We start from the raw sequence: 26,488 nt of genomic DNA, 5'->3' as shown, positions 1-26,488 counted from the left end.
AAAATGACAAATATTTGCCTTACCGGCCAAGTTCCTGTAAAAACTGAAAGCTCCTTTACACAAATTAACGCTCTACATTCTTCGTTGCCTGAAACTTCCCTTATTTTTGCCTTTTTTCAATAGTAAAGGATATGGATTATTTAAAAATAAAGCTCGTGGTAAGCGACATGGATGGAACTTTGTTGAACAGCAAGCACGAGGTGAGTCCGCAGTTTTTAAGGATTTTTAAAGACCTGCAGGAGCAGGACATTAAATTTGCCGTGGCCAGTGGCAGGCAGTATTATAGTCTTAGGGAGCGAATGGACGAGATTAAAGATGAGCTTATTTACATAGCCGAAAATGGAGCTATTGTAATGCAGCATGAGCAGGAATTACACGTTGTACCTATGCAAAAAGAGGTAGTGCACGAACTTATACAGGAAGTGCGAAAACTTGAAAATAAGTATCTAATTCTCTGCGGAAGGGAACAGGCCTACATTGAAAGTACAGCTCCCGAATTTATGGAGCCGTTTCTTAATCATTATGAGAAATACAAAGTGGTAGATGACCTGATGGAAGTAAAGGACGACCTTTTTCTAAAATTCACTATTTGTGATCTTTCAGGAGCCGAGAAAAATTCCCTGCCTCACCTAAAGCATTTTGAAGATCGTCTGCAGGTAAAACTTTCCGGAGAAATTTGGATAGATTTTAACCATAAGGAAGCTCAAAAAGGAAATGCGCTCATTGCCGTACAGGAGCAGATGAACATTAAGAAAGAAGAAACGGTTGCTTTTGGAGATTATCTAAACGACCTGGAATTATTTGAACATTCGGGCTACAGCTACGCTATGCAAAACGCACATAAAGAAGTGAAAGCCGTGGCTACGCACCACGCCGGCAGCAATGACGAACTGGGAGTGGAAAAGGTACTGGAAGAGCTGCTTGAAGGCTTAAAAGCTGCCAAGGCGCAGTCTTTATAGATACTTGCAGAGTATAAAACCAGAAGATCAGGATTTCAGAAAATAAAAAGTCGCCTCAAAAGCTGTAATTAACACCTGTAACTGTTTCAGGGTGTCAAAAATGGCATTTCAGGCGACCTTTTCAGTTTAATACAACCTATTAGTAAGTTGCAGGTGTTCCCGGTTGTGGTAATGATTTCTGAATAAATTCCCTCACATCATCATTGGCCTTTTTAAGGTCCTCATTCCGAAGGTACATCATATGGCCGCTGCGATATCCTTTAAAGCTTAACCTGTCGCGCATCTTTCCGCTGGGATCCAGCTGCCACATGGTATATTTTGCATCAAAATATGTGGTTGCCCCATCAAAATACCCACTCTGAATAAGCACATCAAGGTTAGGATTCTGAGCCATGGCCTGACGCAGGTTTTCCCCGGTATTATCGCGGCTTCGGTCCCATGGGTGCACGGGCCCAAACATATAATAGGTAAGGTCTGTCTTGAATTTAAGGTCATTCCTAAGATAATGATTGATTGCCGGAGTAAAAGAATGTAGCCATGAGGTGAGTTCAGCATTATAATCGGGGGAATCTCCGGCTTCTTTGCGGTCTAAGCCAACATAGCGGGAATCAAGTCTTCCCACGGTCATACCTTTTTGATCTCTCAGCAAATCTTTCCAAAAATAATTATAGGGTACTTCTAAATTATGCTGAAGAATTTCCTTCTCAGAAATTCCGGAATAGCGGGCCATAGTTGAAGCCACTTCTTCTTTCTTGTCCTGCTCCAGGAATCCTCCTTTGGCAAGAGCAGGAAGTAATTCATTTATTGCGTATTGTTCAACTTCGGGAAGCAACTCTTCCAAATCCCTTTTTTGAAGATCTTGCGGAAGCAGGTTGTGGTACCATGCGGCGGCAGTAAAGTAGGGGAGTCGGTTTGCGACTTCTACAGGGCCTTCACGGTCTATTCCAATATCTGTAGGAGAAACAAGGATTACTCCATTTAAATACATCCACTGTGAATTCTGAAGTTCGAGGGCCAAACCGGAAACCCGGGTAGTTCCATAGCTTTCGCCAATCAAATATTTTGGAGACAGCCAGCGGTCATACCTGGTCACAAAGGTGTTGATCCATTTTGCGAGATAGCTAACATCGGCATTCACACCAAAGAACTGGTCCCGATTCTGTTTTTTCTCACCTTTTGGCTCAATGATCCTTGAAAACCCAGTATTTACAGGGTTAACATAGACAATATCGGCAATATCAAGAATTGAATACGGATTCTCTTTTGTGCCGTAAGGCTGAATAGGGAAACCCTCAGGATCTATCTCCAAAACTCGCGGGCCAGTATAGGCAATGTGCATCCAGACAGATGCAGAACCAGGCCCACCATTAAAGGAAATCACCAATGGCCGGTTCTTTAATTCATTAATACCACTGCGTTTGTAATAGGTATAGAAGAGACTGGCAATGGTTTCACCATCTTCATTCCAAACAGGTTGCATACCTGTGGTTGCCGTATAGTCAATTCTCTGCCCGTTTATGTTCACCCTGTGGGAGGTAACTACAGTAGTGTCAACAGGGATCTGGACGTCCTGTGCCCGGACTTCGGCATGTAAAACAGCAAATAAGATTGCGAGGAAAGTAATTTTTTTCATTTCAGGTTCTTGGTTAAAAAACCTAAAAATAGAAAAAATCAGAAGAACCTGCGCCGTTTTTTAGAAGCTGTAACTAAAGGACAGCCCCTGGAATTCATTTCCCCTTATATCGACTCCCATAGCCGGAGATACCTGAAAATTCTGTTCATCCCTCTTGTGAAGCTCCGGAATAAGAATTCCGCTTGCTGCACCCACAGCATATCCTACTATGTTATCGGTGAGGAAGTGTTTCCCGGCTTCGGCCCTTAAGTAGGCCACCCAGGCAGGAACAATCGCTGCTGCAGTCCACACATACGGTTTCGCTGCCGAATCCGGATAGAAATCATTGTAGATCTTGGCCGCAAAAAAAGTAGCGGAGGCCGTAGCTGCAGTATGTCCTGCAAAAAAGGATCTTTGCGCCCCACTTTCCCTACGATCTTCTTCGGGAACAGAGGTGTTATATGCTAAAGGTCGCGCCCTCTCTACCAAACCTGCAGAAATAGTATATAAAGCTCCTGTTGTAGCCATACTTTCCAGGAACATTACTGAAATTTGTCCGGCGTTTGACCGCATATTGCCATCTGCCACCATCATAATTACAGGAACTGCAAAAGACCCATAAAAAGGATAGTAGCTTATCTTATCGGCCCTGTCACTGTGATTTCCCGCCAGAAAACGGTCTATACCCGGCACATCATCTTTTGATAAATCGTTAAGTTCTTCAATAGTGAGATCATCCTTGTCCTGGATCAATTTAAGACCCAGCACGTTTAAACCTAATCCCACACCCACCCAGGGAGCATCAAGCTTCCAGCTGATCTTGTATGGGGATTGGGAAGTATCGCTATTGGAGGTGGAAAAAGATTGAGAGTAAGTAGAAAAAGTAAAGCAAAAAAGTAAAACTATAACACAAATTGATTTCTTCATCTTTTGGGAGTTTTAATCAAAGCTCGTTTTTTTACTTTTTACAACCTGAAGCATTAACGCAATTATAAGAGTGATAGCAAGGGTTTTCAGAAAATTTTCAGAAAACTAACCTTCTTTCTGAGAGCTTCAATCCATTAGTGAAGAAAACTTTTTGTTTAAGTTTATTTAAAAATATTAAAACAAAACTTACCTTTGGAAAAAGATTGCTATGAAAATATATCAGTTACACACTGTTCAGAAATTACCGATTTCTTTGGAGGAGGCGTGGAAATTTTTTTCCAGTCCTGCAAACCTCAAAGTAATCACACCGCCTTACATGGGTTTCGATATTATATCGGGAGGGGATAGGTCAATGTTTGCCGGACAAATCATTCAATATATAGTTACTCCCGTAGCCGGAATTAAAACAAAATGGGTGACAGAAATCACTCATATCAAAGAACCTTATTATTTTGTAGATGAACAGAGGTTTGGACCTTATGCTCTTTGGCACCATAAACATTTTCTTAGGGAAATAGATGGCGGCGTAGAGATGGAAGATATTATAGATTATAAACTTCCTTTTGGAATAATAGGGCAGGCAGTTCATCCTTTGATGGTCAAACCCAAACTGGAGGAAATCTTCAACTTCAGAAGAAAGAAACTTATTGAATTGTTTGGGAGCTATAAAAAAGAGGCCGTTTAAATTACCCTTTTTGGCACCTCTCTAAAAGAAGCATAAAAGCAATTTAAAAGGCCTGTTTCAGATCTTATCTTAAAATCTTATTCCTGCGAGTTTAGATCTTTTGAGCTGATTTTTGTTTGTAGTGACTAAACAGATCGTGCTCTTTGATCATCGCTGTGGTTTTTTCGGGCAACATATCTTCCCATCCACCTTTACCTTCAGCAATTAATTGTAATACTTCCCTGGAGAAAATATCTAAAATAGCCGGATCGTAATTTGTAATATCCACAACCTTTCCGTTGTATTTGAAGAACTTGTACAGTTCCTTCATTCTTGGATGTACTTTCAGGGTATCACTGGTCGTAATTTCGCCGGTCTCACGATCTTTGAACGGATATAAATAGACCTTAAGATCTTTAAAGAACAACTTTCCGAATGCCTCCAGGATCCCTCCACTCAGGTGCCTGTAGTATTTCTCATCAAATATATCTACCAGGTTGTTTACACCCATTGCAAGCCCCATGCGTTCTTTGGTGTAGCGGGAGAAATATTCTACAACCTTATAGTACTCCTGGAAGTTTGAGATCATCACGGTTTGACCTAGGGAGCATAGTAATTCTGCCCTGTCCATAAAATCCCGTTCATCAATTTCTCCTTCCGCCCGAAGGTTTGAAAGGGTGATCTCAAAGATCACTTCTGTATTTTCTTCAGAAACCCTGTTCTCATTGAGGAAAAGTTCCAAAGAGCGCTTGTACATGTCCATATTCACCTTGGTCACCGGTCTAAAGCTACCGCGCAAGGCCAGAATGTTCTTTTTGTAAAGGATCTTAGCTGGTAAAACGTTATTCCCATCGGGGGCGAACATTACCGCCTCTGTCATTCCGTTTTTAACCAGTTGTAAACTCATCAACCTGTTATCGACCTTTTCAAATCGAGGGCCCGAAAAGTTGATGGTATCAATCTCTATCTGGTCTTTATCTATGTGGTCGTAAAGATAACGGAGTAATTTCTTCGGGTTATCATATTTATAATAAGCTCCGTAGATCAAATTCACTCCCAGGATCCCTAATGTGTTTTGCTGCAAGCGAGCATCGTTTTCGTGGAAGCGCACGTGGAGACTGATCTCATTGTAATCTTCTTCAGGATGCACCTGGTATTTAATTCCTACCCAGCCATGACCTTTATATTTCTTGGCAAAATCAATGGTGGCCACTGTGTTGGCGTAGGTGAAAAATAATTTGTTGGGGTGTTTTTCGCGGGATATCCTTTGCTCAATGAGATTGGTCTCATGTGTGAGCATTTTTTTTAAACGTTCTTCGGTGACATATCTTCGGTCGTCTTCTATCCCGTAAATTGCATCACTAAAGTCTTTATCATAGGCGCTCATGGCCTTTGCAATAGTCCCTGAAGCACCACCGGCTCTAAAGAAGTTACGTACAGTTTCCTGCCCGGCACCTATTTCAGAAAAAGTTCCGTAGATATTTTCATTTAGGTTGATGCGTAAAGCTTTACTCTTTATCGACGGGACATTTTCAAATTCCCGGTCACCCATTATAGTTATTGGCATAGCTATTTTTTTTGTACAAACTTGTTCCTTTGTAGGAACGGCTTAGATCGTAGTCAAAGGTACTAAAATGGAGGGCTAAACAAAAAATAATACTTAGTTTTGTGGTAAAATTAAGAGCATTGAAAGTTACGTTTTTAGGTACAGGAACATCACAAGGAATACCCGTTATAGGTAGTGACCACCCGGTTTGTAAAAGCGAAGACCCCAAAGATAAAAGGTTACGGGTTTCGGTTCTTGTTGAAGTAGACAACCACAATATCCTCATTGACTGTGGACCGGATTTCAGGCAACAAATGCTCACTAATAATGTGCAGCGAATAGATGCTATTTTATACACCCATGAACACAGTGATCATACTATTGGGCTGGATGATATACGGCCTTATTTCTTCAGGCAGGGAGATATTCCGGTTTATGCTCATGAAAGGGTAATGGCTTCTTTACGAAAACGGTTTGAGTACATTTTTGCTTCAGAAAATAAATATCCGGGTGCACCCAGTGTACAGGAACATATTATTGAAAATAAGGCGTTCCCCGTAAAAGGGATAAATATTATTCCCGTAAACGTGATGCATAACCGGGTACAGGTTTTTGGTTTCAGAATTAGAGACTTTGCCTATATCACAGATGCAAAGACCATAGAAGAAGAAGAGGCTGAAAAGCTAAAAGGAGTAGATGTGCTGGTTGTAAATGCGCTGCGGAAAGAACCTCACCATTCCCACTTTAATCTACAGGAAGCCTTAGAGTTTATAGAAAAAATAGGGCCAGACAAAGCCTATCTCACTCACATAAGTCAACATATGGGTTTTCATGAAGCGGTACAGGCCGAACTTCCCAACAATGTGTTTTTGGCCTATGATAACCTTCAAATTGAAATTTAATGCGCAAGAGTTTTTTAATGTACCTGTTTGTTTTTACTGCTTTACTGGCGGTAGTCTTTTATATGAATGGGTCTAAAGTACTGGCATCTAAAGAAAAAGAAATAGAATATCTAAAAAAGGAACTTGAAGAGCAAAGAGCGAATGCTCAACCTGTCGCAGAAAATGCTTCACAGGAAAAATCCTTTTCGTTAGCCTCTAATGAGGAAGCGCTTTCATACCTCGAAGACAGGGGGCTTGATCCTGCCGATGTAATGAACAAGGTAGAGGAAGCTCTTGTAAGCAGAAACGCGGTAGATGCCGATAACGACCTTATTCCTTATGAAGGCATGAATGGCCCTTTCAGAATTAATAAGGTGAAACTGCTAAACCATAAATGGGCCATAGCAAGTTTTACCGATGGTCTTTATTGGGGTGACCTTTTTGTTAGTTTTGAAATTGACGACAATGGCACAGTAGAGATTTTTACTGAAAAAGCCCTGTTGTATCCCCGCAATTAAAGGTGCTCCTTAAGCCATTGTTTGATCTCCATAAGATTTTTTGGCGCAACGCCATGACCTACAGGAAATTCTGAATAAGTATTCTCAATATTTAAAGTATCCAGGAAAGGTGCCGTCTTACGGGCCCATTCCACAGGGATTACCTGATCTACCGTACCGTGGGAACTGTAAACTGAAAGTCCTGAAAAATCATTGTTTTTATATCCTTTTTTTAGGATTTCCTTATTGATATACCCGCTAAGGCCAACCACGTTTTTGATCTTTTCGGGATATGAAAGTGCCACACTAAAGCTGAGGATACATCCCTGGCTGAAGCCAAGTAATGTAACATTGTTGGCATCTACGGGATATTTTTCGGTTACTTCATCAATAAACTGAACGATCTTTTCTCTCGAGATCACTGCCTGATCATCATCACTGAATTTACCGTTGCTGCTGCCATCCCAGTGAATCGCATACCAGGCATTGCCATATGGAGGCAGGGGATAAGGTGCCCTTACAGAAATAATAAAAAGCTCCTCGGGCAACTCGTCTGCAAAAGAAAATAGATCTTCTTCATTGCTTCCGTAGCCATGTAGCATGATGAGCAAAGGGGCCTTTTCTACAGTTTTTTTGGGTTTTCTGACTAAATGATATAGGGTGAATGTTTCTGCTTCCATTAATTTATTGTGCTAAACCAATTTTGAAATTGTTTTCCTAAAATGGGTACTTCGTTCTTTTCTCCCTGTATGGCAGCAAGTAAGCCATAACCCCATAAAATGATGATAAAGAGGTAAAATGGTGCCGAAATAAGCCAGGTATTAAACCACGAAACTATTATTCCCAAAAGGTAAAAGGTGATGTGGATTCCCAGCGCCTGCCGAATGTGAAAAGAAGCAAACGGGTTCTTTGAATCATTGTTGAGAAAGTAAGCAATAATAGTTCCTATAATAGTAAGATAGGCCCAAATTGCTGCAGCTTTCCCCTGGTTGGCTACACTGTCCATAAGAGATAATTTAGGGGTAAATTTACGTAATTCTGCGCTTCCTTACCGGTCTTAAGAAGCTAAATATTCTTCACCTACCAGAATACCGTGTACTTTACCCTTTAATTTTTTTCCAAGGAAGAGGCTGTTTTTTGATGCACTCAAAATATGCTCTTTTTGAAAGGTATATTCTCCTTCAGGATTAAAAAAACTGAAGTTGGCAGGAAGCCCTTCGTCAATGACTCCTTCGCCAAGCCCAAATCTCCATTTGCCCGAAGTAAGCAATTTCACTGTGGTCTTAATTGAAAACAACTGCAGTAAAGCGCCCAAAGCCGATTCCAGCCCCAGGGTTCCAAAAAGGGCATTATCGAACTCCACTTTTTTATGTTCAGAATCCATAGGGATGTGGTCGCAGGTTATCATATCTATAGTTTCATCTTTTACTCCCGCAATAAGTGCCTTGATATCGCTTTTGGTTCTTAAAGGTGGAAGCACTTTGGCATTGGTGTCAAATTCATGCAACATTTCATCTGTAAAAAAGAGGTTATGAATAGCCACACTGCAAGACACATCCAGCCCTCTTTCTTTAGCGTCCCTAATGAGTTCTACAGATTTTGCTGTTGAAATGGTAGGGATGTGAAGTTTACCTCCCGTGTATTCCAGGATATAAAGATCTCTAATGATTTGCAATTCTTCAGCCAGGGCCGGAATTCCCTTCAGGCCAAGTTGGGTACTGTTCTCATGTTCATTTACCTGCCCTTGAAGCGCTATCCTTTCTTCCTGCGGAAATGACATCACCAATCCGTCAAAATTCTGGGAGTACTGCAGGGCAAGCTTCAAAAGATTGGGATTGGAAACAGGTTTTTTAAAATCTCCAAAAGCCACCGCGCCGGCCTGTTGCATATCGTAAAGTTCGGCCATATCACGACCCTCGCTTTTGCGGGTAAGTGCCCCAATTGGCAGCACAGTTACCGGCTGCTTTTCAGCTTTGTTTTTAAGATAAGTTACCGCGCCTGTGTTATCGGTCACCGGGTCATTTCCGGGGTTTAGGGCAATGGCTGTGAATCCGCTTTTAGCTGCTGTTTTTAGTCCGTTTTTCAAAGTTTCCCTTTCTTCAAATCCCGGCTCCCCAAAAGAAACACTACTGTCAAACCATCCCTGCGAAACATGAAGATTATCAAATTTTATTTCAAGATCGGCTTTTTTGACCTTGATTTCTGGTGCTATTTCTGCAATGAGACCATTCTCTACCAGGATGTCCATGACCTTGTTGTTGTACGGACTTTCGTTATCAACTATCCGGGCAGATTTGACGAGTATTTTCATTTGAGGAATTTTAGAATTAGTATTTCAGCAAGTAGGAAAACAAGAGTAAAAATAACAAACCATTTCCAAAAGCTATCGACTTCATTCGCCGATTTTATAAAAGAAAAAGCTTCGGAAATATTTTCGTGCACAAGAAGATCTTCCTGTCCCTGCAACCTGTTGAGTACAGGATCACTTTCACTGCGAGGCACATTAAAACTGAAGGTTCTCAGTAGCTTTTCGTCCTGTAGTACTTTGTAGTGGCCGGGAGTTTTCGGTAAGTCATCCAGGGTAAGCTCTACCTTATTCCTGAAGCTTTGCTGCTGCGGAATAAAAGTGCTTTCAGAAGATGATAATTTAAGGATCTCATCCTTCTGAAGTTCAGCCTGAAGCGAGATTTTTTGTGGTTTGCCAAGTACATTGTAAAGACTTGGTCTTGAAATAGCCAAATTACCAATGTTATAGAAGGTGGGAACAATAAGCGGAGAGTTCTTAAAGTTGGAATTTTCCCGGTTCAATGCTGCCGTAAACACAAAGACATTGTCTTGCTGAAAAAGAAATGGTGCTCCATTTTGATACTCTAAAATACCCGGAACACTCCTGTTTAACAGATATGAGCTTTGAACACCGGGATATTCAAAGTTTGTGACTTTTTCATTAAAAACACTGCTGTAAAGCGGATGCTCAAAACTGATATCTGTAATTAATTTATACTGAATATTTAAATCCTCAAAAAGGGGCAAATTCAGGTTGCGCAGCAATACGTTGTAGTCTTCATTTTTTCCCTGTGTCGGCGGAATAATAACAACCACCGCACGATCTTCAATTACCTGCTGAAGGCTGCTTATCAAAGCAAAAGGTAATTGATTCAGCTCATTCAGAATTACCAGGTTGGCCCGGGAGAGGGCATTGTAATCTGCGTTGTTTTCAGGAAGTATTGTGAGTTCAAACTCATCGGGACCATAGATCCTTTGCAGGTAATCTACTTCGCGGTCGCCAATTGCCACTACCTTCACCGGCGGAATTTCGTTGATACTAAAGTACAGTCGGTTGTCAAATTGCAATCCGTTATCTTCAATCTCGATTCTTCCGTCAGGAATTACATCTGTATCCAGGTTAAATGTGGTATTTCCTTCAGTTCCCTCTTGAAGTTTAACGGTTTTGCGGGCGAGCATCCGGTCGCCGTCATAAATTCCTAGCGCAATTTCTTCCTGCCTGTCTCCAACTGCCGAAAAAGAAACCTGGAGTGCAGTCTGGTTTAGACCTGCATTTGTAACCCATGCCGAATCGATCATTGCATTGTGAACCCGCTCGGAGATCAACTGGACCAGGTGCGTAAAAATGCCATTTTTGAGAGAAATAACAGAATCCTGTAAGTGCTGAAAATCAGAAATTGCTATAAAATTCTTCTGAAGGTTTCCCGCAGAACCAATAAGATTGTTTGCCTTGAGAGCCACAGTTTCCCAGGAAAGTTCTTCGGGAGCAAACTCAATCTCCTGAAGCCTTTCCCGAAGCGTACTTCCCGGGATATTTCTGAATTCTTCGTTGTTGGTGAACAAAGTTACCTCTTCGTCTTCAGCAATATTTTCAAGTAAATCCTGCACACTGCGTTTTAAAAGAATTCCGTTTTTACCCCGCGCCTGCATGCTGTAAGAATTATCGAGATAGATCACTGTTTTGGTCTCCTCAACTGTCCCTGAAGCGGGAGGGAAGTAGGGTTGTGCGAAGGCCAGCACAAGGCATGTGAGCATGAGAAGCCTGGTGCAAAGGACCAAAAATTTCTTTAAGCGCGAACTCTGGCGGGTTTGTAAAACGGCTTTTTTGAGGAACCTTACGTTCGTGAATGGGGTTGTCTTAAACTTTCTTAACTGAAACAAATGCACCAGGATTGGAATCACCAGCACAACAAGGGCGTAAAGCAGTTCAGGATGTTTAAAGTACATGCGCAGGCATTCTTTTGTCAAATATAGAAAAAGGCTTCAGCAAGACCTTTTTATTTAATCTTTAAAACTTCCGAAGTGAACAATATTTCAGTGTTAACTGTCTACTTCAGCTTAATAGTTCTCAAAAACCCCAAGCCCGAACAATGCAAAATCATATTTTACAGGATCTTGCGGGTCTAACTTTCTAAGGTTATTATCCAGCTCCAGCAAAGCTTTGGCGTCATTCTGTTTCCGTTTTAAGAGCCCCAGTTTCCTGGCAACGTTTCCCGAATGTACATCAAGCGGGCAACTGAGTTGCGCCGGAGAAATGCTGTTCCAAATGCCAAGATCTACATTTCTGCTGTCATTTCTTACCATCCATCGCAGGAACATATTGATCCTTTTGGCTGCAGAATTCTTCAGCGGATCGCTCACATGTTTTTCTGTCCTCTTCTCATGAGGCAGCTCAAAAAATACTTTCTTAAACTCATGGATTGCAGGCTGTAAATTATCTTTACCTGAATGTTTACTAAAGATGTTTTCCATGCCATTGTGCTCCCTGTAAATATGCTGAAACGCCTTGATGAAGTAAATAAGATCGCCGCCATTGAAGGTGCGATGCACAAATTTCTCAAGCTTTTCCAGCTCTGCTTCGGAATGATTCTGCACAAAATCATAGGGTGCAAATTCCAGCAGCTCCATCAAATAATTGGCATTCTTTAAAATGCTTTTACGATTGCCCCAGGAAATCGTAGCGGTCAAAAATCCTGAAATTTCCATGTCTTCTTTCCTGCTGAACAAATGCGGGATTTGCACAGGATCTGTTTCAATAAATTCTGAAGTATTGTATTGGTCAACCTTAAAATCGAGGAATTCTTTAAGTTCTGTTGAATTCATTTACCAGGTTTTGGATGTGAGATTTGAGATGTTAGACGTGAGAAATTAGACGTGAGATTTGAGGTTTAAGGATATTGAATCTTTAACTTTAGACCTTAAATTATCTTGCCGTCTACCATAGTCAGCTTTTTGTCGGCCATATTGGCCAGCTCTTCATTATGGGTCACGATTACAAAGGTTTGCCCAAATTCTTCCCGAAGATCAAAAAAGAGCCTGTGCAGATTTTCAGCCGACTCAGAGTCCAGGTTTCCTGAAGGTTCGTCGGCAAAGATCACTCCAGGATTGTTTATAAGCGACCGCGCCACAGCGACACGTTGCTGCTCACCGCCGCTCATTTCGGCCGGTTTGTGATCGCCCCGCTTTGAAAGGCCAAGGAACCCCAGTAATTCTTTAGCTCTTTTTTCTGTCTGGGCTTTATCTTTATTCCCGATATAGGCCGGGATGCATACATTCTCAAGAGCTGTAAACTCGGGCAACAGCTGGTGAAACTGAAATATAAATCCGATATTTTCATTTCTGAATTTCGCCAACTCCTTTGAAGAAAGGGAATAGACATCTACGCCATTTACCTTGAGGACACTGTTGGTATTGCGATCGGGTTTTTCAAGGGTCCCAAGAATTTGAAGCAGGGTGGTCTTCCCGGCCCCCGAAGCTCCTACAATAGAGACAATTTCGCCTTTAGGGATATGCAGGTCTACTCCTTTTAGAACATGCAGGTCATTGTAACTTTTATGGATGTTATGTGCTTCTATCATGGTATGTTGTTACAATATTAAGTTTAAATTATGCTGTTTATGCTGCTGTAATCCAGATAATATACAATTCTTAGCGAAAGATTATGCCTCGCCGGTTGTTTAAAAAGATTTTCTACACTTTCAAAATAAGCCAGTTCACTTTGCTTGTCTACATTGAAAATGGAATTGCGATAAAGCAGGATCATCTCACTGCCGGGAGCAAAACGCCACTGGTAGCTTAGATCGAGATTCCACACATTAAAATTTGCATCGGGATCGTTTGCTTCATCAACCTTGTAGTTATAGGAAACCAGCTCCCCGTTGTCCTGTAGACGACTGAAGCTGTCATAGGCGAAATTTGCTGAAGACCAGAAGTTCCTGAAACTCAAATTAAGGGCCTGCCGATTGGTAAAGTTGTAGCTGCCCTGCAGGGAATTTTCAATGCTCTTCATATCACGGGTGCCAAAAATGACATTTTTGGGCAGCAATGCTACAAAACTCACCCGCTCATTTTCCTCCATAAATTCAAAGGAATAAATAAGCATAAACCTGTTGCTAACCCTAAAACGGGGGCTAAAGCTGAAGTTGAGTTCCCCGTGCGGGCTACCCAGGTACTTGTTGTACCCAAGGCGCGAATCTATCGCAATTCTTTTGCGGTAATCTGAAGAGATCCAGGCTTCAGCTGCTGCATTTTCAGGATATTCGATGAAGGAATTATTCCGGCGGGGCTCAAAAAAGTCCTTGAAAGGTGTACTGTAATTAACATTACCTCCAAAAGCGAACCTTTCGCGGGTCATTCCGAAGAAACTCGACCCAAAGTTGTTGGTAAGTGCAATATCGGGATCATAGCGCCGCTGATGGTCGCCATAGAACTGAATATTGTACTCATTGAAAATTCCGTGGGGCTCAAAAATGCGGTAGGAGGTTTCCCAGTTGAAGTTGCTGTAGTTACTGATGAAATTAAGCCCCAGGTCATTGATGTCATAGGTCTTATTGGCAAATTCATGGGAGATCCCATACCTGAATTTTCCCTTGGTTCTCGCAAAAGCCAGCTGTGAAGCAAATCCTGTCTTGTTACTTTCGGCATAATTGATTCGGCTCATCTTTGCTTCCCCCGAAAAATTAAAGGAACTGCCACGGTTATAAACGTCAAACAAAAAACCGGAAACATTGGCATCCCTGAACTTTCCTTCTCTAATCACATTGGTATTGATGAGAGAAACAGACGATTTTTGATCAAACTGCTGGTCGAGTACAAAAATGTTGTAATTCGCCAGTGGCTCGGTAACAAGCTCTCTTTGTTCGCCCGTCGTTTTGTTGTAGTACCTTGCCTTTTGCCGTTCGGTAATAGCATTAAAAAACCCTATCCCAAGTCCGCTTTTGGTTCTTCCGGAGATCTTTAGCGCGTTTAGAAGGTTGGTGGTTTCTGGATTTTCTATTATTTCCTCGTTTTCGAGTCGGGAATCCTGCGCGTTATTAAAACCCAAAGGCGTATCACCTATACGCCGGGAATAGAACAGGTCACCTTTGGTAAATAGCTCGGTTCCTTCAGTAAAAAAGGCCCTGTTTTCACCAAAAGTCTGTTCGAAAGGCCCAAGATTCAGTTCGACTTCATCATAGGCGGTCTGCCCAAAATCAGGGATTAGCGTGGCATCGAGGGTAAAGGCATCGCTAATTCCGTATTTGAGATCCATTCCAGCATTGAATGCCGTTGTGGTTTCATCGTCAATATAATCTACTTCCCCTGAAACGTATGGGTAAAAACTCAGTCGTACCGGAGCGTCAATATTTTCTATCCCCTCTAAAATGCCATTATAATGGGTGCTTTCCCCAATAGATTTGTCGATGTAATTCCAAACATAAGTTTCATTGAGGTGGCTAATGTGCCTTCCCAGCTGCATGCTCCACAGCTGCTCTTCACCGCCTGGAAATCGCAGGGCAGAGTAGGGGATCTCCATCTCTACGAACCAGCCCTTTTCATTTAAAGAAACCCTTGCTTCCCATACCACATTAAAGGCAAAATCTTCATTGTCCCTTTTCATTTTGGCATCGGCGAGCGTACCCGCGGCGGTGACGTAAAACCGGGTCTGGTTCTCGCCATCATTGTAAGTATTGAGATCAAAAAAGAAATAATCGGCAGTAGGCAGGTTATCGCGCTGCGCAAATTCGCGCCTTATTTTAGAAAGTTCGTTATCGTAAAGATAGGCTGCCACGTAAATAGCTTCATCGGTATAGGCTATTTTTACCTGGCTGGGGTGTGTACTGCGGGAAGGTTTACCATCGCCGGGCTCGTACATTACAAAATTTCTGGCTTCGGGAATAGCTTTCCAGATTTCATCATCCAGAATTCCATCAATCTGTGGTTTATCTTCAATTCTGGTAGCTGTGTAGATCTTTTTCTGCGGAAGTTCATTTTGTTGACCAAACAGGAATCCTGTTATTAAAAGAAAAAAAGGTAACAGCAGATATTTACAGAGCATAGGGTGTTATTAAAGGCGAATTTATCCCGTAATGCAATGTTACGAAATCCTGAAATTTTATAATTGGAAGGTTCGTTGTTTTTGCCTATTTTTTGGAAAAACTAAATATGGAAGAAAAACAAATGGAAAAGGCAACTTTGGCCGGAGGATGTTTTTGGTGTACCGAAGCGGTCTTTCAACGTATAGAAGGTGTGAAACAGGTGACTTCAGGCTTTACCGGGGGCCATATTAAGAATCCGCCTTACCGTGAAGTGGTGACCGGAAGAACCGGGCATGCAGAATCTATAGAGATAAAATTTGATCCCGAAATTGTCACTTTTGAAGAGTTACTGTACATGTTCTTTGCCACGCATGACCCAACAACGCTTAACCGGCAACAAAATGATGTAGGTACGCATTATAGGAGTGCTATATTCTACCATTCTGAAGCTCAAAAAGAAACCGCCGAAAATGTTATAAATAAACTGGAAGAAGAAAAGACATTTAAAGATCCCATAGTTACTGAGATCGCCCCGGCGGGTGAGTTTTATGTAGCCGAGCAGGAACATCACGATTATTACAACCAAAACAGGAATCAGCCATATTGCCGGGTGATCATTGATCCCAAAGTTCAGAAACTGAAACATACGTTTTCAAAGAAGGTAAAAGCTGAATCATAAAAATGGCACTTTTCTTGTATTGATATTAGAAAATAAAAAAATAGATGGAAACCAATAAAAAAAAGTTATTGATCAAAGGCCTGGTTTACGATGCTATTGGTATGGCAAGTGGAGCAGTTCCGTTAGTTGGGGGATTCCTTGATCTTTTGTGGGCTCCTTACGCCGCCAGGAAAATGTCGGTTATGTATCCCGGCAAAAAGGGGAAATTAGCCTCTGTTCTGGTATTTATTGAAGAGATTTTGCCATTTAGTGATATAATTCCAACATTTACTTTAATGTGGCTATACACCTTTGTATGGCAAAGAGAAGATGATTTTGGAGAACTGCGGCCTATTGAAGTTAGAGTGAAGTAGTTGAATTGATATAAAATGAAAAAGCCGGTTGTTTTAAGAACAACCGGCTTTTTTTATGCTGGATTTTAAAATTGAAATCCTACTCCCAAAGATATATTTCTTCCCATGTTGGGTATACCATCAGGTTTTAATCTCGAAAGATGAGAGATGTAGGTTTTATCAAGAAGGTTTGTTCCTGCCAGTTTCACCTGCAGCTCTACAGAATTTAAGGCTATAGAAGTCCCTATTCCCGCATTTAAAAGAGAATAACCAGCAGTTTCAGTCTCGAAAAGTCCGGTTCTGCTCTGATCAAAGACTGACTTTAAGCTAAGGCTTACATAAGCATCTTTAAATATTTCTCCATCAGTAATTTCTGCCCAAATTGTATTTTGAATAGATTGCGCCGGAATAAGAGGAAGATAATCCCCGTTATCCTGTTCTCCAATGACGAGCTCGTAATTACTTTCAAGGTGCAGCCAGTCGAGAGGGTGTGGATGAATATGCAATCCTACTTCTCCACCATAAAGTTTTGCATCTTGCTGCAGGTACTCAAAAACAGGATTTTTATCAATAAATTCTCCTGTGGGATTTAAGAAAATGTAATTATTAATAGCATTGTAGAATCCGTTAGCCGAAACTTCAAAGTGCTGATTCCTGAATTCGAGCGCAAGATCTATCTGATAGTTCTGTTCGTTCACCAAATCTGAATTTCCAATCTCGAACCTGTTGGTGCCGTGATGACTCCCGTAAGAGGTGAGCTCGGCCAGGTTTGGAGCTCTGAATCCGGTGGCTAGGTTGAGCCTGGAGGTAAAATTAGAAGTGATATCCATCTTTACTCCCAAAGCACCATTATAACTGTTGAATTCCCTTTCTAAAGCCGGCACTTCAGTTTCCGTATCATGATTTTCATAAGCTTCAGAAGAAATTTTTCTGAAGTCGTACCGCAAGCCTGCCTGAAAATCTAATTTTTCAAGGTGGTAATGTGTGGTAGCGAGTACGCCGGCATCTGTGGTGCGGGCATCGGGGATTAGGATCTCCTCAGCCATGTTCTCATTAGACTGGAACATCCCCTGCACCCCTACAATGGTCTCAAATTTTCCATGGGCCGGGAAATGGTATTTTACATCATAATTAAGGGTTTCAAGATGCATTTCGAGGGCTGGTTCCCCTTCTGCATGTCCTTCATGTTCCTCATGTTCTTCATGCTCTTCATGTTCATGATCTTCTTCATGCCCGTGCTCTTCATGGTGAGCATCTTCAAACTCTTTTCTGTTGTTAAAGAGGTAACCTATCTTCACATCCAGGCTTGACTCGTCAAAATAAAAAGAGTTGTCAAGGCTTAAAATATGGTTATCTACCTTCTGGTAAGGCAGCATTTTACTTTTTGAAGTGCTTTGAATTCCTATTTCTTCAGGAATTCCCGCAGTGCTGCTGTTGATGTTATAGCGAAGATCACCTTTATAATTTTCATCCCGGTATCCTACACCACCTTTAAGATCGTATTCCGTAAAGCGGGTATTGGTGACTCTTCTGCCGTCTCCTGTTTCATAGTCGCTGTGCGTGGCAAGGTTTCCACGAACCAGGAACTTGAATTTTTCAGCTGATGTTTTCACACCTGAGTTAGCTTCAAAACCTTCGGTATTGGAATAATAAGCGGTTTCAGCATCAAATTCGGTTTCCCCCTGTGGGGCAAAACGTTCAGGATTCAAATACAAAACACCGCCCAGGGCATCGCTTCCGTAGAGAAGGGAAGCAGGGCCTTTAATTACTTCTACGCTTTCAATCCCCGAACTGCTCAAGCCCAGGCCGTGTTCATCTCCAAACTGTTGGTTCTCCAGGCGTACTCCCTGCGCGTAGACCAGCACCCGATTAGAGCTTAAACCGCGAATAACGGGCTTCCCTATAGAAGTGCCTGTAGTAATGGTTTCAACACCTGCAATCTGGCTTATGCCTTCGGTAAGACTGCTGGTGCCTGAACGCTCCAAGCTTTCACGCGTTATGCGTTCTACTTTCATGACATTCTCGCTTTGCAGTTGATGAAAAGGAGTAGAGACAATGATTTCTTCCATCTCTATTGCAGTGGGAAAAAGCTCGATTTTAAGCTCCCCGGCACCCGGAAGTTCAAATTGATAGGTTCGGGTACCATATCCCAGAGAAGAAATAACAAGAGCATAGTTGCCCGCTGTCAAATTATCTAATGTGAATTCTCCGGAAAGGCTGGTAATGGTACTTCGTTCTGGCTTTTGAAGCTTAATGGCAGCTCCTATTACAGGTTGCTCTGTATTTGCATCTATGACAATGCCTTTGGCTGAATATTGACTATAGCCGGTAGTGACTGCTAGTAACAGCAGCCCAAAAATGATATTTTTCATGGGTATTTTAAATACGTTGTTAATTCAAAAAATGCTTCAGTAAATCTTACGCAAGGGCCGGGGGTGCTCTTAACGAGAAATGAAGTTTTTGAAACGTACTTAAATATAGATACTCCTTCTTTAAGTGAAGGCTTTCTACCTGTGGTTCATACAATGACCAGGCGACAGCAGGAGGGAAGGAGAAAGGATTTTGCTGAAAGTGAAATATATCGCAATCTACAGTATCCTGATGTATATGAGATTCGGCGTAATGATTACAGGTGTAATGCTGGTGGCCCGCAAAAATATGCGCAAGGTCTACTGCCGAAGGGAAGAGGATCAACCCGGTGAACAGGACCAGTGATATTTTTTGCCACAGCTTCATGTTACTTCAGGATTCTGCCTAAACCTAATCGGGAAAGCATATTTTTTTCAAATTGCCAGAAAAATCTGAATTGTCCAAAAAGCCAGCCATACAGTACCAGTAAAACCTGGTAAACCGGAAATATCATGAGTATGCGCAAGGCGTAATAGCTAATTGCACCTATAAGATCTGCTGGAAAGCTCATGCGGTTGAGCCCTATGAACTCCAACACCGGTCGCGCTACGAACAGGGATGAGGAACCTGTAAGACCGAAAACGATGAAAATAATTAAAATTTGCCAGTTGGAAGAAATCCCCCAACGTTGCTTCAATTTGTTCATGCGGCAAATATAAAAAAGAATATTAATAAGTGAGGTCCTGGGTGAGGTTTATAGACATCTGGTTCACAATCTTGTAGGTACAGAAAACCGCTGATTGTATTTTTGGGAGAGGTAAACAAAGTAATTATACAGCTTGTAATTCACCTCGTAGCCGTAATTAATATCGGGGTCATAATTGATTTCCATCTCGTAGATATTCGGATTGTAAAGCTGAGGGCTGCGAACCCTATTATTATAATCGGTGACCAGAAATTGGTTCTTGTTTTCGAGATAACTCTGGGAGTGGTAACCTTCGGGCCGTGCCACAGAATTTAGAAAGTAGGAGTAGCCCGGATCAATTATAATGATCTCATACTCCAGGCTATCATTGGCTATTCGCACGGTATCATTTTGAACCCCGGCTTCTTCAGCGCCAAAGTTCCTGTTCTTCGTAGAAGAGCAGCTATAAATGACAAGTCCGGCAAAAAGTATGTACAGCAGGTTTTTCATATTTTATCCTTTAAAGAAATCGCCCAATCCTTTGGACTTATCTTTACTACCAAAGATCTTGCCAGCAACGTCTTTAGCAATTTTTCCGCCTTTATCTGAATCCATAAAAGTCTCGAGCATAGATTGATCGTGTGAAGAATTGGTTCCCAGTACAGAACCTACAAGACTGGCCACACCGCTACTGCTTTCGATATTTTCTTTCCTCTTTTGTTTTCCCAGGATACCCATGATCACAGGTGCAGCCATTTGAAGAAGTTTATTCACTTTAGCCGAATCCATTCCTATTGCTGAACCTACAGCTGAAGCTATTTTTGACTGGCTGCCGCCAAGTACATGCCCCAGAATCCCCGATCCTTCTCCCAACAAACCTGAAAGTCCGCCACTGCCAATCTTATCGAGTACAGAACCGTCATGTTTGTCTTTATTCAATTCCTTATTCAGGTTTTCTGCACCTTCCGAAGAACTTGTATTCTTTTTCAAGGCACCCATGATCATAGGCAGGGCCATACCCAGAGCCGATTTCACCTTATCTGGTGATTCATTCACTTCTTCACTGGATTTATGAATAAATTCCTTTCCTTTTTCAGTGTCTAAAAAATCTAATATTGAAGCCATCTTTTTTCTTTTTAATTTACAAAAAATAAGATGCGCTTTTAAACCGAAGTTGAGTTTTAACCAAAAAAAATGCTTCCTTTAACAGAAGCATTTAAAATATTTATACTTAATAATGAGTTATGTGAGCACCTTTATGATTTCATTGGCCAGTTCAAAACCAATTCTTTCCTGGGCTTCTTTTGTAGCCGCACCAATATGAGGGCTAAGAGAAACGTTGCCATTCATAAGCACTTTAATTGCTGGGCTCGGCTCCTGCTCAAAAGTATCGAGGCCTGCAAAAGCCACTTTTCCGCTTTCTAATGCTTCTATAAGTGCCACTTCGTCTATTACACCACCCCTGGATGCATTTATAATTCCAACCCCATCTTTCATCTGTTCAAACTCTTCTTTTCCCAGAACAGGCTCCTTTTGTGCCGGAACATGAAGGGTTATAAAATCTGAATCCATTATCAGCTGCTCTACTGGCTCGGTCTTAATTGGAATTTTTATTTCCTGATGGTTATAAAACTCCAGTGTGATCTCTGCTTCCCCTTCGGTACTATCACTGGCGATGACCTTCATCCCAATACCCAGAGCGATCTTTGCAACCTCTCTGCCTATTCGGCCAAAGCCAATGATCCCAAGGGTCTTCCCGCGTAATTCGCGACCACCGGCATAGCTTTTCTTGAGTTCCTTAAAACGGGAATCTCCTTCAAGCGGCATATTCCGGTTGGAGTCGTGTAAAAACCGTACTCCGCCGTAAAGGTGTGCAAACACCAACTCGGCTACAGAAGCCGAAGAAGCTGCAGGTGTGTTGAACACATGCACTCCCTTGCTGCGGGCGTATTCAACATCAATGTTATCCATTCCCACGCCTGCACGGCCAATGATCTTCAAATTGGGGCAGGCATTGATGAGCTCTTTGCGCACCTTGGTGGCACTGCGAACTATGAGCCCCGAGATTTCTTTTTCATTAAGGAAATTAGCCAGTTGCTCCTGGGCTACTTTGGTAGTTATAACTTCAAATCCGGCTTCTTCGAGTTGTTTTTTACCCCCCGAAGCAATACCGTCGTTTGCTAAAATTTTCATTTAAAAGATTTATTTTTAAGCTTTTCTTTCCAGTTCGCTCATCACGTCTACCAGCACCTGTACACTTTCAAGCGGAAGAGCATTGTACATTGAGGCGCGGTAACCTCCAACACTGCGATGCCCGTTAAGACCATTAATTCCTGCCTCTTTCCACATAGTGTCAAAAGTTTCCTTAAGGTCGTCGTTTACCAGGTTAAAAGTAGCATTCATATTTGAACGATCTGCCTTCTCTGCATAGCCTTCAAAAAGGGGATTTATATCGATCTCTGAATAGAGAAGATTTGCTTTCTTTTCGTTTTGTTCTTCAACTCCAGCAATACCTCCATTGTTCTTAAGCCATCTTAAGGTGAGCATAGAAACATACACCGCATAAACTGCAGGAGTATTGAACATACTGGCTTTATTGAGGTGTATGCGATAATCCATCATAGAAGGGACTGACCTGTCTACCTTACCAAGAATATCTTCTTTTATCACCACAAGGGTAGTACCTGCAGGCCCCATATTCTTTTGTGCTCCTGCGTAAATGAGGTCAAATTTAGAAAAATCCATTTGCCGTGAGAAAATATCACTGCTCATGTCACACACCATTGGTTTTGGTGTATTCGGAAATTCCTTTATTTGTGTACCATAGATCGTGTTGTTGCTGGTGCAATGAAAATAATCTACATCTGAAGGTATAAAATAACCCCTAGGGATATATTTAAAATCTCTGTCGGCCGATGATGCCACTTCGGCAACCTCTCCAAAGAATTTAGCTTCTTTAATGGCTTTTGTACTCCAGGTACCCGTATTGAGATAAGCTGCTTTTGTTTTCAGCAGGTTATATGGAGTCATAAGAAACTGCAGACTTGCACCGCCCTGGAGAAAAAGGGCTTTGTATCCTTTGCCTTCCAGCCCCAGTAATTCTAAGGCCAGGTTGCGGGCCTCTTCCATTACATCAACGAAGTCTTTACTTCGGTGTGAGATCTCGAGAATTGATAAGCCTGAGTTATTAAAATTTAATATTGCCTGTGATGCCTCCTCAAAAACTTCCTGTGGAAGTATGCAGGGTCCGGCACTATAATTATGTTTTTTCATACTTGTGTTTTAACAGTTACAAATATGAGAAAATCAAAAGCATTTTCCTGTTATTGAAATGATAATTTAGGACAACTTACAGCCGAAGATCGGGCTTTTTAGACTTCTTCGGTTAAAAAGTGGAGGGTGTCTACATTATCTGCATAATCCCAAAGTTGCGGATGCTGGGTATTGCCAAAACTTACTTCATTTTCAACAACTTCTCTTCCAACTACACATTGAATCTCCTCTTTCCTGCTGTCAAGCTCCTTTTGAAGTGCTTCCATATCTTCATAAGTTTCATAGAACAGTGTGGCGATAGGAGAGTTAAGGGATTCGTCTTCTTTAAGAATGAGAAACCCGTTCTCCAGTAACTTGAACTGGCTCATTAAATATACCGCCTTGTTATAATCATAGTTGTTGGCATATTTCGCCTGATTTATAATAGGGTTCCAACTGTATACGGCTTCAAAAAAGGCATTAAAGTCATAGTTTTTTGGAACATATAATTTGGAAACGTTTCTGCAGCCCAAACCGTAATACCTGAAAATATCTTCAGCCAGGGCCGAAAGTTCTTCGGAAGTCTCATTTCCGGTAAGCACAGCTACCGAATTGCGGTTCTTCCTGATGATGGAAGGCTTTCCGGAGAAATAATATTCAAAATAACGTGCAGTGTTATTACTTCCGGTAGCAATAATGGCATCGAAATTTGTCATTTTTGACGCCCCATCGGCAGAGTCGGGGAGAAGTTCAATCTTTTCCTGCCATTCAGGAGCAATTGTTTTGAGATAATCGGCTATTACGGGCAAAAGCAGCTTATCGTTAGAAGATTGTTTCACCAGCACCTTGTGGCCACTCACCAGCACCGAAATAAAATCATGAAATCCCACGAGTGGGATGTTCCCGGCCATGATGATGCCCACGGTTTTTGGTTCAACTTCAGAAAAATCATAGCCAGAAAGCCATTTTTGAAGGTTATCTGAAGTGAGCGCCTTGCTCCATTGTTCCAGGCTAAAAAGCACATTTTCAAGGGTAAACCAGCCGTTGTAATGCACCGCTCTTTCTATTTTTTCCTTCAGCAGTTCAAAATAAGGATCGTTGTGTGGCAGGCTTTCATCTTTCTCAATTCCCTGTCTTTTAAACTGGTTTAAAAAACGTCCCAGGCTTTCCAACTTTTCTCTACGTTGCTCGATTGTCATCTCCTTATTTGTTTAAGAACGGATTTGGCTTTAAATTTGTGCAAATTTAGAACAAAAATAAGCTATGGCAATTATTATAACCGACGAATGCATTAACTGTGGCGCTTGTGAACCTGAATGCCCAAACACGGCTATTTATGAAGGTGCAGATGACTGGAGGTATGCAGACGGAACAGATCTTAACGGAGACGTTGTTTTACCCAGTGGTAAGGCAGCAAACGCCAATGAAGCAAATGAACCGCTTAGCGATGAGATATATTATATAGTACCCGATAAATGTACCGAGTGTGTTGGTTTTCACGATGAACCCCAATGTGCGGCTGTGTGCCCGGTAGATTGTTGTGTGCCCGATCCTGCTAATGAAGAATCACAGGAGCACCTTATGGCAAAGCAAAAATTTATGCACCACGATTAATTTTTAAACAATCGAGAAAGGGTCTGGAAGAAAGACTTTTTAAAAACAAAAAAGCCCGCAATATGCAGGCTTTTTTTATTCTAAGGGGGTAAATACTCCGAGGCTTGCCTCGTTAGTAAATGTTTAAAGTCTGAAAACGTGTTCTCCTATATAATGCTCCGTGGGCTTGCCCCGGAGAAATTTACTTCTAATAGAAAGGTGATTATTTGATCTCTACTACTTCAAGATCAAAGATAAGATCTTTCCCTGCCAGTGGATGGTTTCCATCTACAACAATAGAATTCTCTTTTACTTCCTTCACCACAAGATTCATTTCACGGCCATCAGGACTTTTAGAAACAAGTCCCATTCCTGGTTCCGGCTTAATTTCGTCAGGTAACTGGCTTTTGTCAACTTCCTGAATCAATTCTTCCCTTGGAGCACCATAAGCTTCTTCAGAAGGAATCTCAATTGTTTTCTTTTCACTCACTTTCATGTCGAGCAAACCATTCTCAAACCCGGGAATTAACTGTCCCTGTCCCATAGTAAATTCGATTGGTTCTCTTTCCAAAGAACTGTCGAAAACCTGGCCATCGGTAAGTTTTCCGGTGTAGTGTACTCTTACAGTGTCATTTGCTTTAACCTGACTCATAATAAATGTTTATTTTTTCAATTAAATATTCGGGAAATGGAAATTAAACAGAAAATAAAAAGGAAGTACCTTTACAGTGCTGAGGAATAACTCATTTCAAAAAAACAAAGATACCATTAATAAGATGGACGACCAAAGAAACAGCCTTTTAGTCCTTTTCTTCTGAAAAAAATGTGCAGTAGCTGAAAATAATCAGCAAAAAAATGAGTTTAGATACTTAATTTTAAAATCTCTCTTAAAAGAGGGTTAAGACTGAAGCCTTAAATTGTTTAATGCCTTATTTTTTATTATGTTGGTAACTATGTTCTCTGTAAAGCTTATTTTAAAGTTCTTGTTGCTGCCTGTAACGATGATGGTTGCGCTGGGAAGCTGTGAGGAAATTGAAGATGAAAAGCTGAATTTTGATGACTGGCAGAAAATAAGAGTGACAGCCTCGGCCTATAACTCGTTAGGGAAACAGGGGGAAGGAAATCCTATGATCACTGCATGGGGAGATACGCTAAACCCCGGGGTACAGTCTATAGCTGTGTCAAGAGACCTTATGAAAAAAGGGCTCGATTATAAAACTCCAGTAAAAATTGAAGGTTTTGAAGGGGTATTTATAGTGAACGACAAAATGCACCCAAGATGGAGAAATAAGATTGACATTTATATGGGGGCCAATAAAGAAAAGGCCCTTAAGTGGGGTAGAAGAAAAGTAGAAATCGCTTTTCCCGCCAAAGATGAGCCGGGAGGATAAAAACAACTCTAATGGTACAGGTAACAAAAAAGTACATCAATGAATTTGTTGAATTTTTTAAAAAACATGTTACCAGGAGTAATCCGGATTTTCCATTTTACCTCTTAATTTTTATTGCTTTTCTTATCTTCGTTCTCGGTACAAACCTCTTTGTTGAATTGACCGAAGAAGTGCAGGGTGAAACCATAGATCACTTTGACAGCCGGGTTACAGACTATGTGACTTCCTTTAGAACTCCCGCTTTAAATCAATTTTTTCAATTCGTGACCGACCTCGGTGATGTCTATGCCTATATAGTCGCCACTACCATTGCCGCTATTTTCTTCTTTTTAAAACTCCGGAACAAAAAATTCATATTTCAGCTTTTAGGGGTGCTTATATTATCAGCCCTGGCTAATATTGCTTTAAAGAAAGCTTTTGACCGTGCCCGTCCCACTATTGAGCATATGGTGGTAGTAGAAACCCTTAGCTATCCTAGCGGCCATGCCATGAGTGCAATGGCTTTTTATGGTTTCCTTACGTACCTGGTATTTCAAATTAAAATGAGCAGGATACTTCGGGTATTCCTGGCCGTACTATTCACTTCCCTTGTTTTCCTTATTGGTCTAAGCAGAATATATCTTGGGGTACATTTTCCTTCCGATGTTATTGGAGGTTTTGTAGCCGGACTTATATGGGTGGCTTTTTGTGTTATCCTTTTCAATATTATAGACCTTTTACGCCAAAAAAAGATGCGCAGAAATAAAGCTGAAGAAGAGGAAAATCTTGAAACCGGGTGATTGATTTTTGATTGATTAGGATTATTAATTTCACATCAG

Annotated in this window: 28 protein-coding genes; 9 read left to right on the top strand and 19 right to left on the bottom strand. The window is 41.4% G+C overall.

All coding sequences use genetic code 11. From position 1 onward, the window contains the following. The first annotated feature begins 131 nt into the window (after positions 1–131). A complete protein-coding gene (locus VS868_RS15825) occupies positions 132–959 on the top strand; it encodes an HAD family hydrolase (protein WP_345598666.1) in 828 nt (275 codons plus the stop codon). A gap of 139 nt (positions 960–1,098) precedes the next feature. On the opposite strand, the gene VS868_RS15820 is transcribed toward VS868_RS15825, so the two are convergent. Beyond that, positions 1,099–2,592: a carboxypeptidase gene (locus VS868_RS15820; RefSeq protein WP_345598664.1), complete on the bottom strand. Its 1,494-nt coding sequence runs from the start codon at positions 2,590–2,592 to the stop codon at positions 1,099–1,101. Between the two features lie 60 nt (positions 2,593–2,652). Next, complete coding sequence (locus tag VS868_RS15815) at positions 2,653–3,498, bottom strand: phosphatase PAP2 family protein (protein WP_345598663.1); 846 nt, start codon at positions 3,496–3,498, stop codon at positions 2,653–2,655. A gap of 208 nt (positions 3,499–3,706) precedes the next feature. On the opposite strand from VS868_RS15815, the gene VS868_RS15810 reads away from it, so the two are divergent. Further along, complete coding sequence (locus VS868_RS15810) at positions 3,707–4,183, top strand: SRPBCC family protein (RefSeq protein WP_266068193.1); 477 nt, start codon at positions 3,707–3,709, stop codon at positions 4,181–4,183. Positions 4,184–4,274: 91 nt separating this feature from the next. Here VS868_RS15810 and VS868_RS15805 read toward each other — a convergent pair whose 3' ends face one another. Continuing rightward, positions 4,275–5,729, bottom strand: coding sequence for a TonB-dependent receptor (locus tag VS868_RS15805; RefSeq protein WP_266068195.1), 1,455 nt, complete (start codon positions 5,727–5,729; stop codon positions 4,275–4,277). A 119-nt stretch (positions 5,730–5,848) separates the two neighbouring features. On the opposite strand from VS868_RS15805, the gene VS868_RS15800 reads away from it, so the two are divergent. Continuing rightward, on the top strand, positions 5,849–6,610 hold the full coding sequence (locus VS868_RS15800; RefSeq protein ID WP_345598662.1) for an MBL fold metallo-hydrolase: 762 nt from the start codon (positions 5,849–5,851) through the stop codon (positions 6,608–6,610). Further along, on the top strand, positions 6,610–7,107 hold the full coding sequence (locus VS868_RS15795; RefSeq protein ID WP_266068197.1) for a hypothetical protein: 498 nt from the start codon (positions 6,610–6,612) through the stop codon (positions 7,105–7,107). The genes VS868_RS15800 and VS868_RS15795 overlap by 1 nt, the downstream gene beginning before the upstream one ends. Here the strand turns inward: VS868_RS15795 and VS868_RS15790 are convergent. The 7 genes from VS868_RS15790 to VS868_RS15760 form a co-directional block, all read right to left on the bottom strand. Continuing rightward, entirely contained in the window at positions 7,104–7,766 is a 663-nt protein-coding gene (locus VS868_RS15790) for an alpha/beta fold hydrolase (protein ID WP_345598661.1), read from the bottom strand. The two genes, VS868_RS15795 and VS868_RS15790, sit on opposite strands and share 4 nt — an antisense overlap. Continuing rightward, the gene (locus VS868_RS15785; protein ID WP_266068199.1) at positions 7,766–8,092 is read right to left on the bottom strand and encodes a hypothetical protein; all 327 of its coding nucleotides are present in this window, start codon (positions 8,090–8,092) and stop codon (positions 7,766–7,768) included. Before VS868_RS15785 ends, VS868_RS15790 begins: the two co-directional genes overlap by 1 nt. 51 nt (positions 8,093–8,143) lie before the next feature. Then, positions 8,144–9,397: a dihydroorotase gene (locus VS868_RS15780; protein ID WP_345598660.1), complete on the bottom strand. Its 1,254-nt coding sequence runs from the start codon at positions 9,395–9,397 to the stop codon at positions 8,144–8,146. Then, positions 9,394–11,319, bottom strand: a complete 1,926-nt coding sequence (locus VS868_RS15775; protein ID WP_345598659.1) for a BatA domain-containing protein — start codon at positions 11,317–11,319, stop codon at positions 9,394–9,396. The genes VS868_RS15780 and VS868_RS15775 overlap by 4 nt, the downstream gene beginning before the upstream one ends. Before the next feature lie 111 nt (positions 11,320–11,430). Next, positions 11,431–12,195 carry a TIGR02757 family protein gene (locus VS868_RS15770; RefSeq protein ID WP_345598658.1) on the bottom strand — a complete coding sequence of 255 codons (765 nt, stop codon included), beginning with the start codon at positions 12,193–12,195 and terminating at the stop codon, positions 11,431–11,433. Positions 12,196–12,290: 95 nt separating this feature from the next. Then, entirely contained in the window at positions 12,291–12,950 is a 660-nt protein-coding gene (locus VS868_RS15765; RefSeq protein WP_266068203.1) for an ABC transporter ATP-binding protein, read from the bottom strand. A gap of 23 nt (positions 12,951–12,973) precedes the next feature. Beyond that, complete coding sequence (locus VS868_RS15760; RefSeq protein WP_345598657.1) at positions 12,974–15,409, bottom strand: DUF5916 domain-containing protein; 2,436 nt, start codon at positions 15,407–15,409, stop codon at positions 12,974–12,976. Positions 15,410–15,516: 107 nt separating this feature from the next. Between VS868_RS15760 and msrA the strand changes: the two genes are divergently transcribed. Together msrA and VS868_RS15750 are read left to right on the top strand one after the other, a co-directional pair. Then, complete coding sequence (msrA, locus tag VS868_RS15755) at positions 15,517–16,068, top strand: peptide-methionine (S)-S-oxide reductase MsrA (RefSeq protein WP_345598656.1); 552 nt, start codon at positions 15,517–15,519, stop codon at positions 16,066–16,068. Positions 16,069–16,112: 44 nt separating this feature from the next. Then, positions 16,113–16,421, top strand: coding sequence for a hypothetical protein (locus VS868_RS15750; RefSeq protein ID WP_345598655.1), 309 nt, complete (start codon positions 16,113–16,115; stop codon positions 16,419–16,421). A 65-nt stretch (positions 16,422–16,486) separates the two neighbouring features. Here VS868_RS15750 and VS868_RS15745 read toward each other — a convergent pair whose 3' ends face one another. From VS868_RS15745 to VS868_RS15710, 8 genes are all read right to left on the bottom strand, one after another. Then, entirely contained in the window at positions 16,487–18,772 is a 2,286-nt protein-coding gene (locus VS868_RS15745; RefSeq protein WP_345598654.1) for a TonB-dependent receptor, read from the bottom strand. A gap of 46 nt (positions 18,773–18,818) precedes the next feature. After that, on the bottom strand, positions 18,819–19,136 hold the full coding sequence (locus tag VS868_RS15740; RefSeq protein ID WP_266068208.1) for a hypothetical protein: 318 nt from the start codon (positions 19,134–19,136) through the stop codon (positions 18,819–18,821). A 1-nt stretch (position 19,137) separates the two neighbouring features. After that, positions 19,138–19,455 carry a DUF6787 family protein gene (locus tag VS868_RS15735; protein ID WP_345598653.1) on the bottom strand — a complete coding sequence of 106 codons (318 nt, stop codon included), beginning with the start codon at positions 19,453–19,455 and terminating at the stop codon, positions 19,138–19,140. Positions 19,456–19,518: 63 nt separating this feature from the next. Next, positions 19,519–19,944, bottom strand: coding sequence for a DUF6146 family protein (locus tag VS868_RS15730; RefSeq protein WP_345598652.1), 426 nt, complete (start codon positions 19,942–19,944; stop codon positions 19,519–19,521). Between the two features lie 3 nt (positions 19,945–19,947). Further along, the gene (locus VS868_RS15725; protein WP_345598651.1) at positions 19,948–20,559 is read right to left on the bottom strand and encodes a DUF937 domain-containing protein; all 612 of its coding nucleotides are present in this window, start codon (positions 20,557–20,559) and stop codon (positions 19,948–19,950) included. A gap of 117 nt (positions 20,560–20,676) precedes the next feature. Next, positions 20,677–21,627 (bottom strand): D-2-hydroxyacid dehydrogenase, encoded by a 951-nt coding sequence (locus VS868_RS15720; protein ID WP_345598650.1) that lies wholly within the window; start codon positions 21,625–21,627, stop codon positions 20,677–20,679. A gap of 15 nt (positions 21,628–21,642) precedes the next feature. Then, the gene (serC, locus tag VS868_RS15715) at positions 21,643–22,707 is read right to left on the bottom strand and encodes a 3-phosphoserine/phosphohydroxythreonine transaminase (protein WP_345598649.1); all 1,065 of its coding nucleotides are present in this window, start codon (positions 22,705–22,707) and stop codon (positions 21,643–21,645) included. Between the two features lie 98 nt (positions 22,708–22,805). Then, a complete protein-coding gene (locus tag VS868_RS15710; RefSeq protein ID WP_345598647.1) occupies positions 22,806–23,885 on the bottom strand; it encodes an acyl-CoA reductase in 1,080 nt (359 codons plus the stop codon). Between the two features lie 64 nt (positions 23,886–23,949). Here VS868_RS15710 and VS868_RS15705 point away from each other — a divergent pair, with 64 nt between their 5' ends. Beyond that, positions 23,950–24,300, top strand: a complete 351-nt coding sequence (locus VS868_RS15705) for a 4Fe-4S dicluster domain-containing protein (protein WP_266068215.1) — start codon at positions 23,950–23,952, stop codon at positions 24,298–24,300. Positions 24,301–24,502: 202 nt separating this feature from the next. Here the strand turns inward: VS868_RS15705 and VS868_RS15700 are convergent, their stop codons facing one another. Beyond that, a complete protein-coding gene (locus tag VS868_RS15700) occupies positions 24,503–24,931 on the bottom strand; it encodes a peptidylprolyl isomerase (protein ID WP_266068216.1) in 429 nt (142 codons plus the stop codon). 301 nt (positions 24,932–25,232) lie between these two features. On the opposite strand from VS868_RS15700, the gene VS868_RS15695 reads away from it, so the two are divergent. Both VS868_RS15695 and VS868_RS15690 read left to right on the top strand, forming a co-directional pair. Further along, entirely contained in the window at positions 25,233–25,670 is a 438-nt protein-coding gene (locus VS868_RS15695) for a hypothetical protein (protein WP_345598646.1), read from the top strand. An 11-nt stretch (positions 25,671–25,681) separates the two neighbouring features. Then, positions 25,682–26,449: a phosphatase PAP2 family protein gene (locus VS868_RS15690; protein WP_345598645.1), complete on the top strand. Its 768-nt coding sequence runs from the start codon at positions 25,682–25,684 to the stop codon at positions 26,447–26,449. The last annotated feature ends 39 nt before the right edge of the window (positions 26,450–26,488 follow it).

This window comes from Salinimicrobium sp. 3283s, assembly GCF_039602225.1.
Classification (GTDB): Bacteria; Bacteroidota; Bacteroidia; order Flavobacteriales; family Flavobacteriaceae; genus Salinimicrobium; species Salinimicrobium profundisediminis.
The sequence above is the reverse complement of the archived record's forward strand: the minus strand, read 5'-3'. Positions and strand labels throughout refer to the sequence as shown.

Bases quoted from the DNA above. Each gene is read 5' to 3' on its own strand.
- msrA (WP_345598656.1), top strand. From the start codon at position 15,517: ATGGAAGAAAAACAAATGGAAAAGGCAACTTTGGCCGGAGGATGTTTT.
- VS868_RS15710 (WP_345598647.1), bottom strand. From the start codon at position 23,885: ATGACAATCGAGCAACGTAGAGAAAAGTTGGAAAGCCTGGGACGTTTT.
- VS868_RS15700 (WP_266068216.1), bottom strand. From the start codon at position 24,931: ATGAGTCAGGTTAAAGCAAATGACACTGTAAGAGTACACTACACCGGA.
- VS868_RS15815 (WP_345598663.1), bottom strand. From the start codon at position 3,498: ATGAAGAAATCAATTTGTGTTATAGTTTTACTTTTTTGCTTTACTTTT.
- VS868_RS15740 (WP_266068208.1), bottom strand. From the start codon at position 19,136: ATGAAGCTGTGGCAAAAAATATCACTGGTCCTGTTCACCGGGTTGATC.
- VS868_RS15745 (WP_345598654.1), bottom strand. From the start codon at position 18,772: ATGAAAAATATCATTTTTGGGCTGCTGTTACTAGCAGTCACTACCGGC.
- VS868_RS15765 (WP_266068203.1), bottom strand. From the start codon at position 12,950: ATGATAGAAGCACATAACATCCATAAAAGTTACAATGACCTGCATGTT.
- VS868_RS15780 (WP_345598660.1), bottom strand. From the start codon at position 9,397: ATGAAAATACTCGTCAAATCTGCCCGGATAGTTGATAACGAAAGTCCG.
- VS868_RS15775 (WP_345598659.1), bottom strand. From the start codon at position 11,319: ATGTACTTTAAACATCCTGAACTGCTTTACGCCCTTGTTGTGCTGGTG.
- VS868_RS15705 (WP_266068215.1), top strand. From the start codon at position 23,950: ATGGCAATTATTATAACCGACGAATGCATTAACTGTGGCGCTTGTGAA.
- VS868_RS15695 (WP_345598646.1), top strand. From the start codon at position 25,233: ATGTTCTCTGTAAAGCTTATTTTAAAGTTCTTGTTGCTGCCTGTAACG.
- VS868_RS15825 (WP_345598666.1), top strand. From the start codon at position 132: ATGGATTATTTAAAAATAAAGCTCGTGGTAAGCGACATGGATGGAACT.
- VS868_RS15770 (WP_345598658.1), bottom strand. From the start codon at position 12,195: ATGAATTCAACAGAACTTAAAGAATTCCTCGATTTTAAGGTTGACCAA.
- VS868_RS15785 (WP_266068199.1), bottom strand. From the start codon at position 8,092: ATGGACAGTGTAGCCAACCAGGGGAAAGCTGCAGCAATTTGGGCCTAT.
- VS868_RS15690 (WP_345598645.1), top strand. From the start codon at position 25,682: ATGGTACAGGTAACAAAAAAGTACATCAATGAATTTGTTGAATTTTTT.
- VS868_RS15810 (WP_266068193.1), top strand. From the start codon at position 3,707: ATGAAAATATATCAGTTACACACTGTTCAGAAATTACCGATTTCTTTG.
- VS868_RS15730 (WP_345598652.1), bottom strand. From the start codon at position 19,944: ATGAAAAACCTGCTGTACATACTTTTTGCCGGACTTGTCATTTATAGC.
- serC (WP_345598649.1), bottom strand. From the start codon at position 22,707: ATGAAAAAACATAATTATAGTGCCGGACCCTGCATACTTCCACAGGAA.
- VS868_RS15735 (WP_345598653.1), bottom strand. From the start codon at position 19,455: ATGAACAAATTGAAGCAACGTTGGGGGATTTCTTCCAACTGGCAAATT.
- VS868_RS15805 (WP_266068195.1), bottom strand. From the start codon at position 5,729: ATGCCAATAACTATAATGGGTGACCGGGAATTTGAAAATGTCCCGTCG.
- VS868_RS15725 (WP_345598651.1), bottom strand. From the start codon at position 20,559: ATGGCTTCAATATTAGATTTTTTAGACACTGAAAAAGGAAAGGAATTT.
- VS868_RS15790 (WP_345598661.1), bottom strand. From the start codon at position 7,766: ATGGAAGCAGAAACATTCACCCTATATCATTTAGTCAGAAAACCCAAA.
- VS868_RS15820 (WP_345598664.1), bottom strand. From the start codon at position 2,592: ATGAAAAAAATTACTTTCCTCGCAATCTTATTTGCTGTTTTACATGCC.
- VS868_RS15750 (WP_345598655.1), top strand. From the start codon at position 16,113: ATGGAAACCAATAAAAAAAAGTTATTGATCAAAGGCCTGGTTTACGAT.
- VS868_RS15795 (WP_266068197.1), top strand. From the start codon at position 6,610: ATGCGCAAGAGTTTTTTAATGTACCTGTTTGTTTTTACTGCTTTACTG.
- VS868_RS15720 (WP_345598650.1), bottom strand. From the start codon at position 21,627: ATGAAAATTTTAGCAAACGACGGTATTGCTTCGGGGGGTAAAAAACAA.
- VS868_RS15760 (WP_345598657.1), bottom strand. From the start codon at position 15,409: ATGCTCTGTAAATATCTGCTGTTACCTTTTTTTCTTTTAATAACAGGA.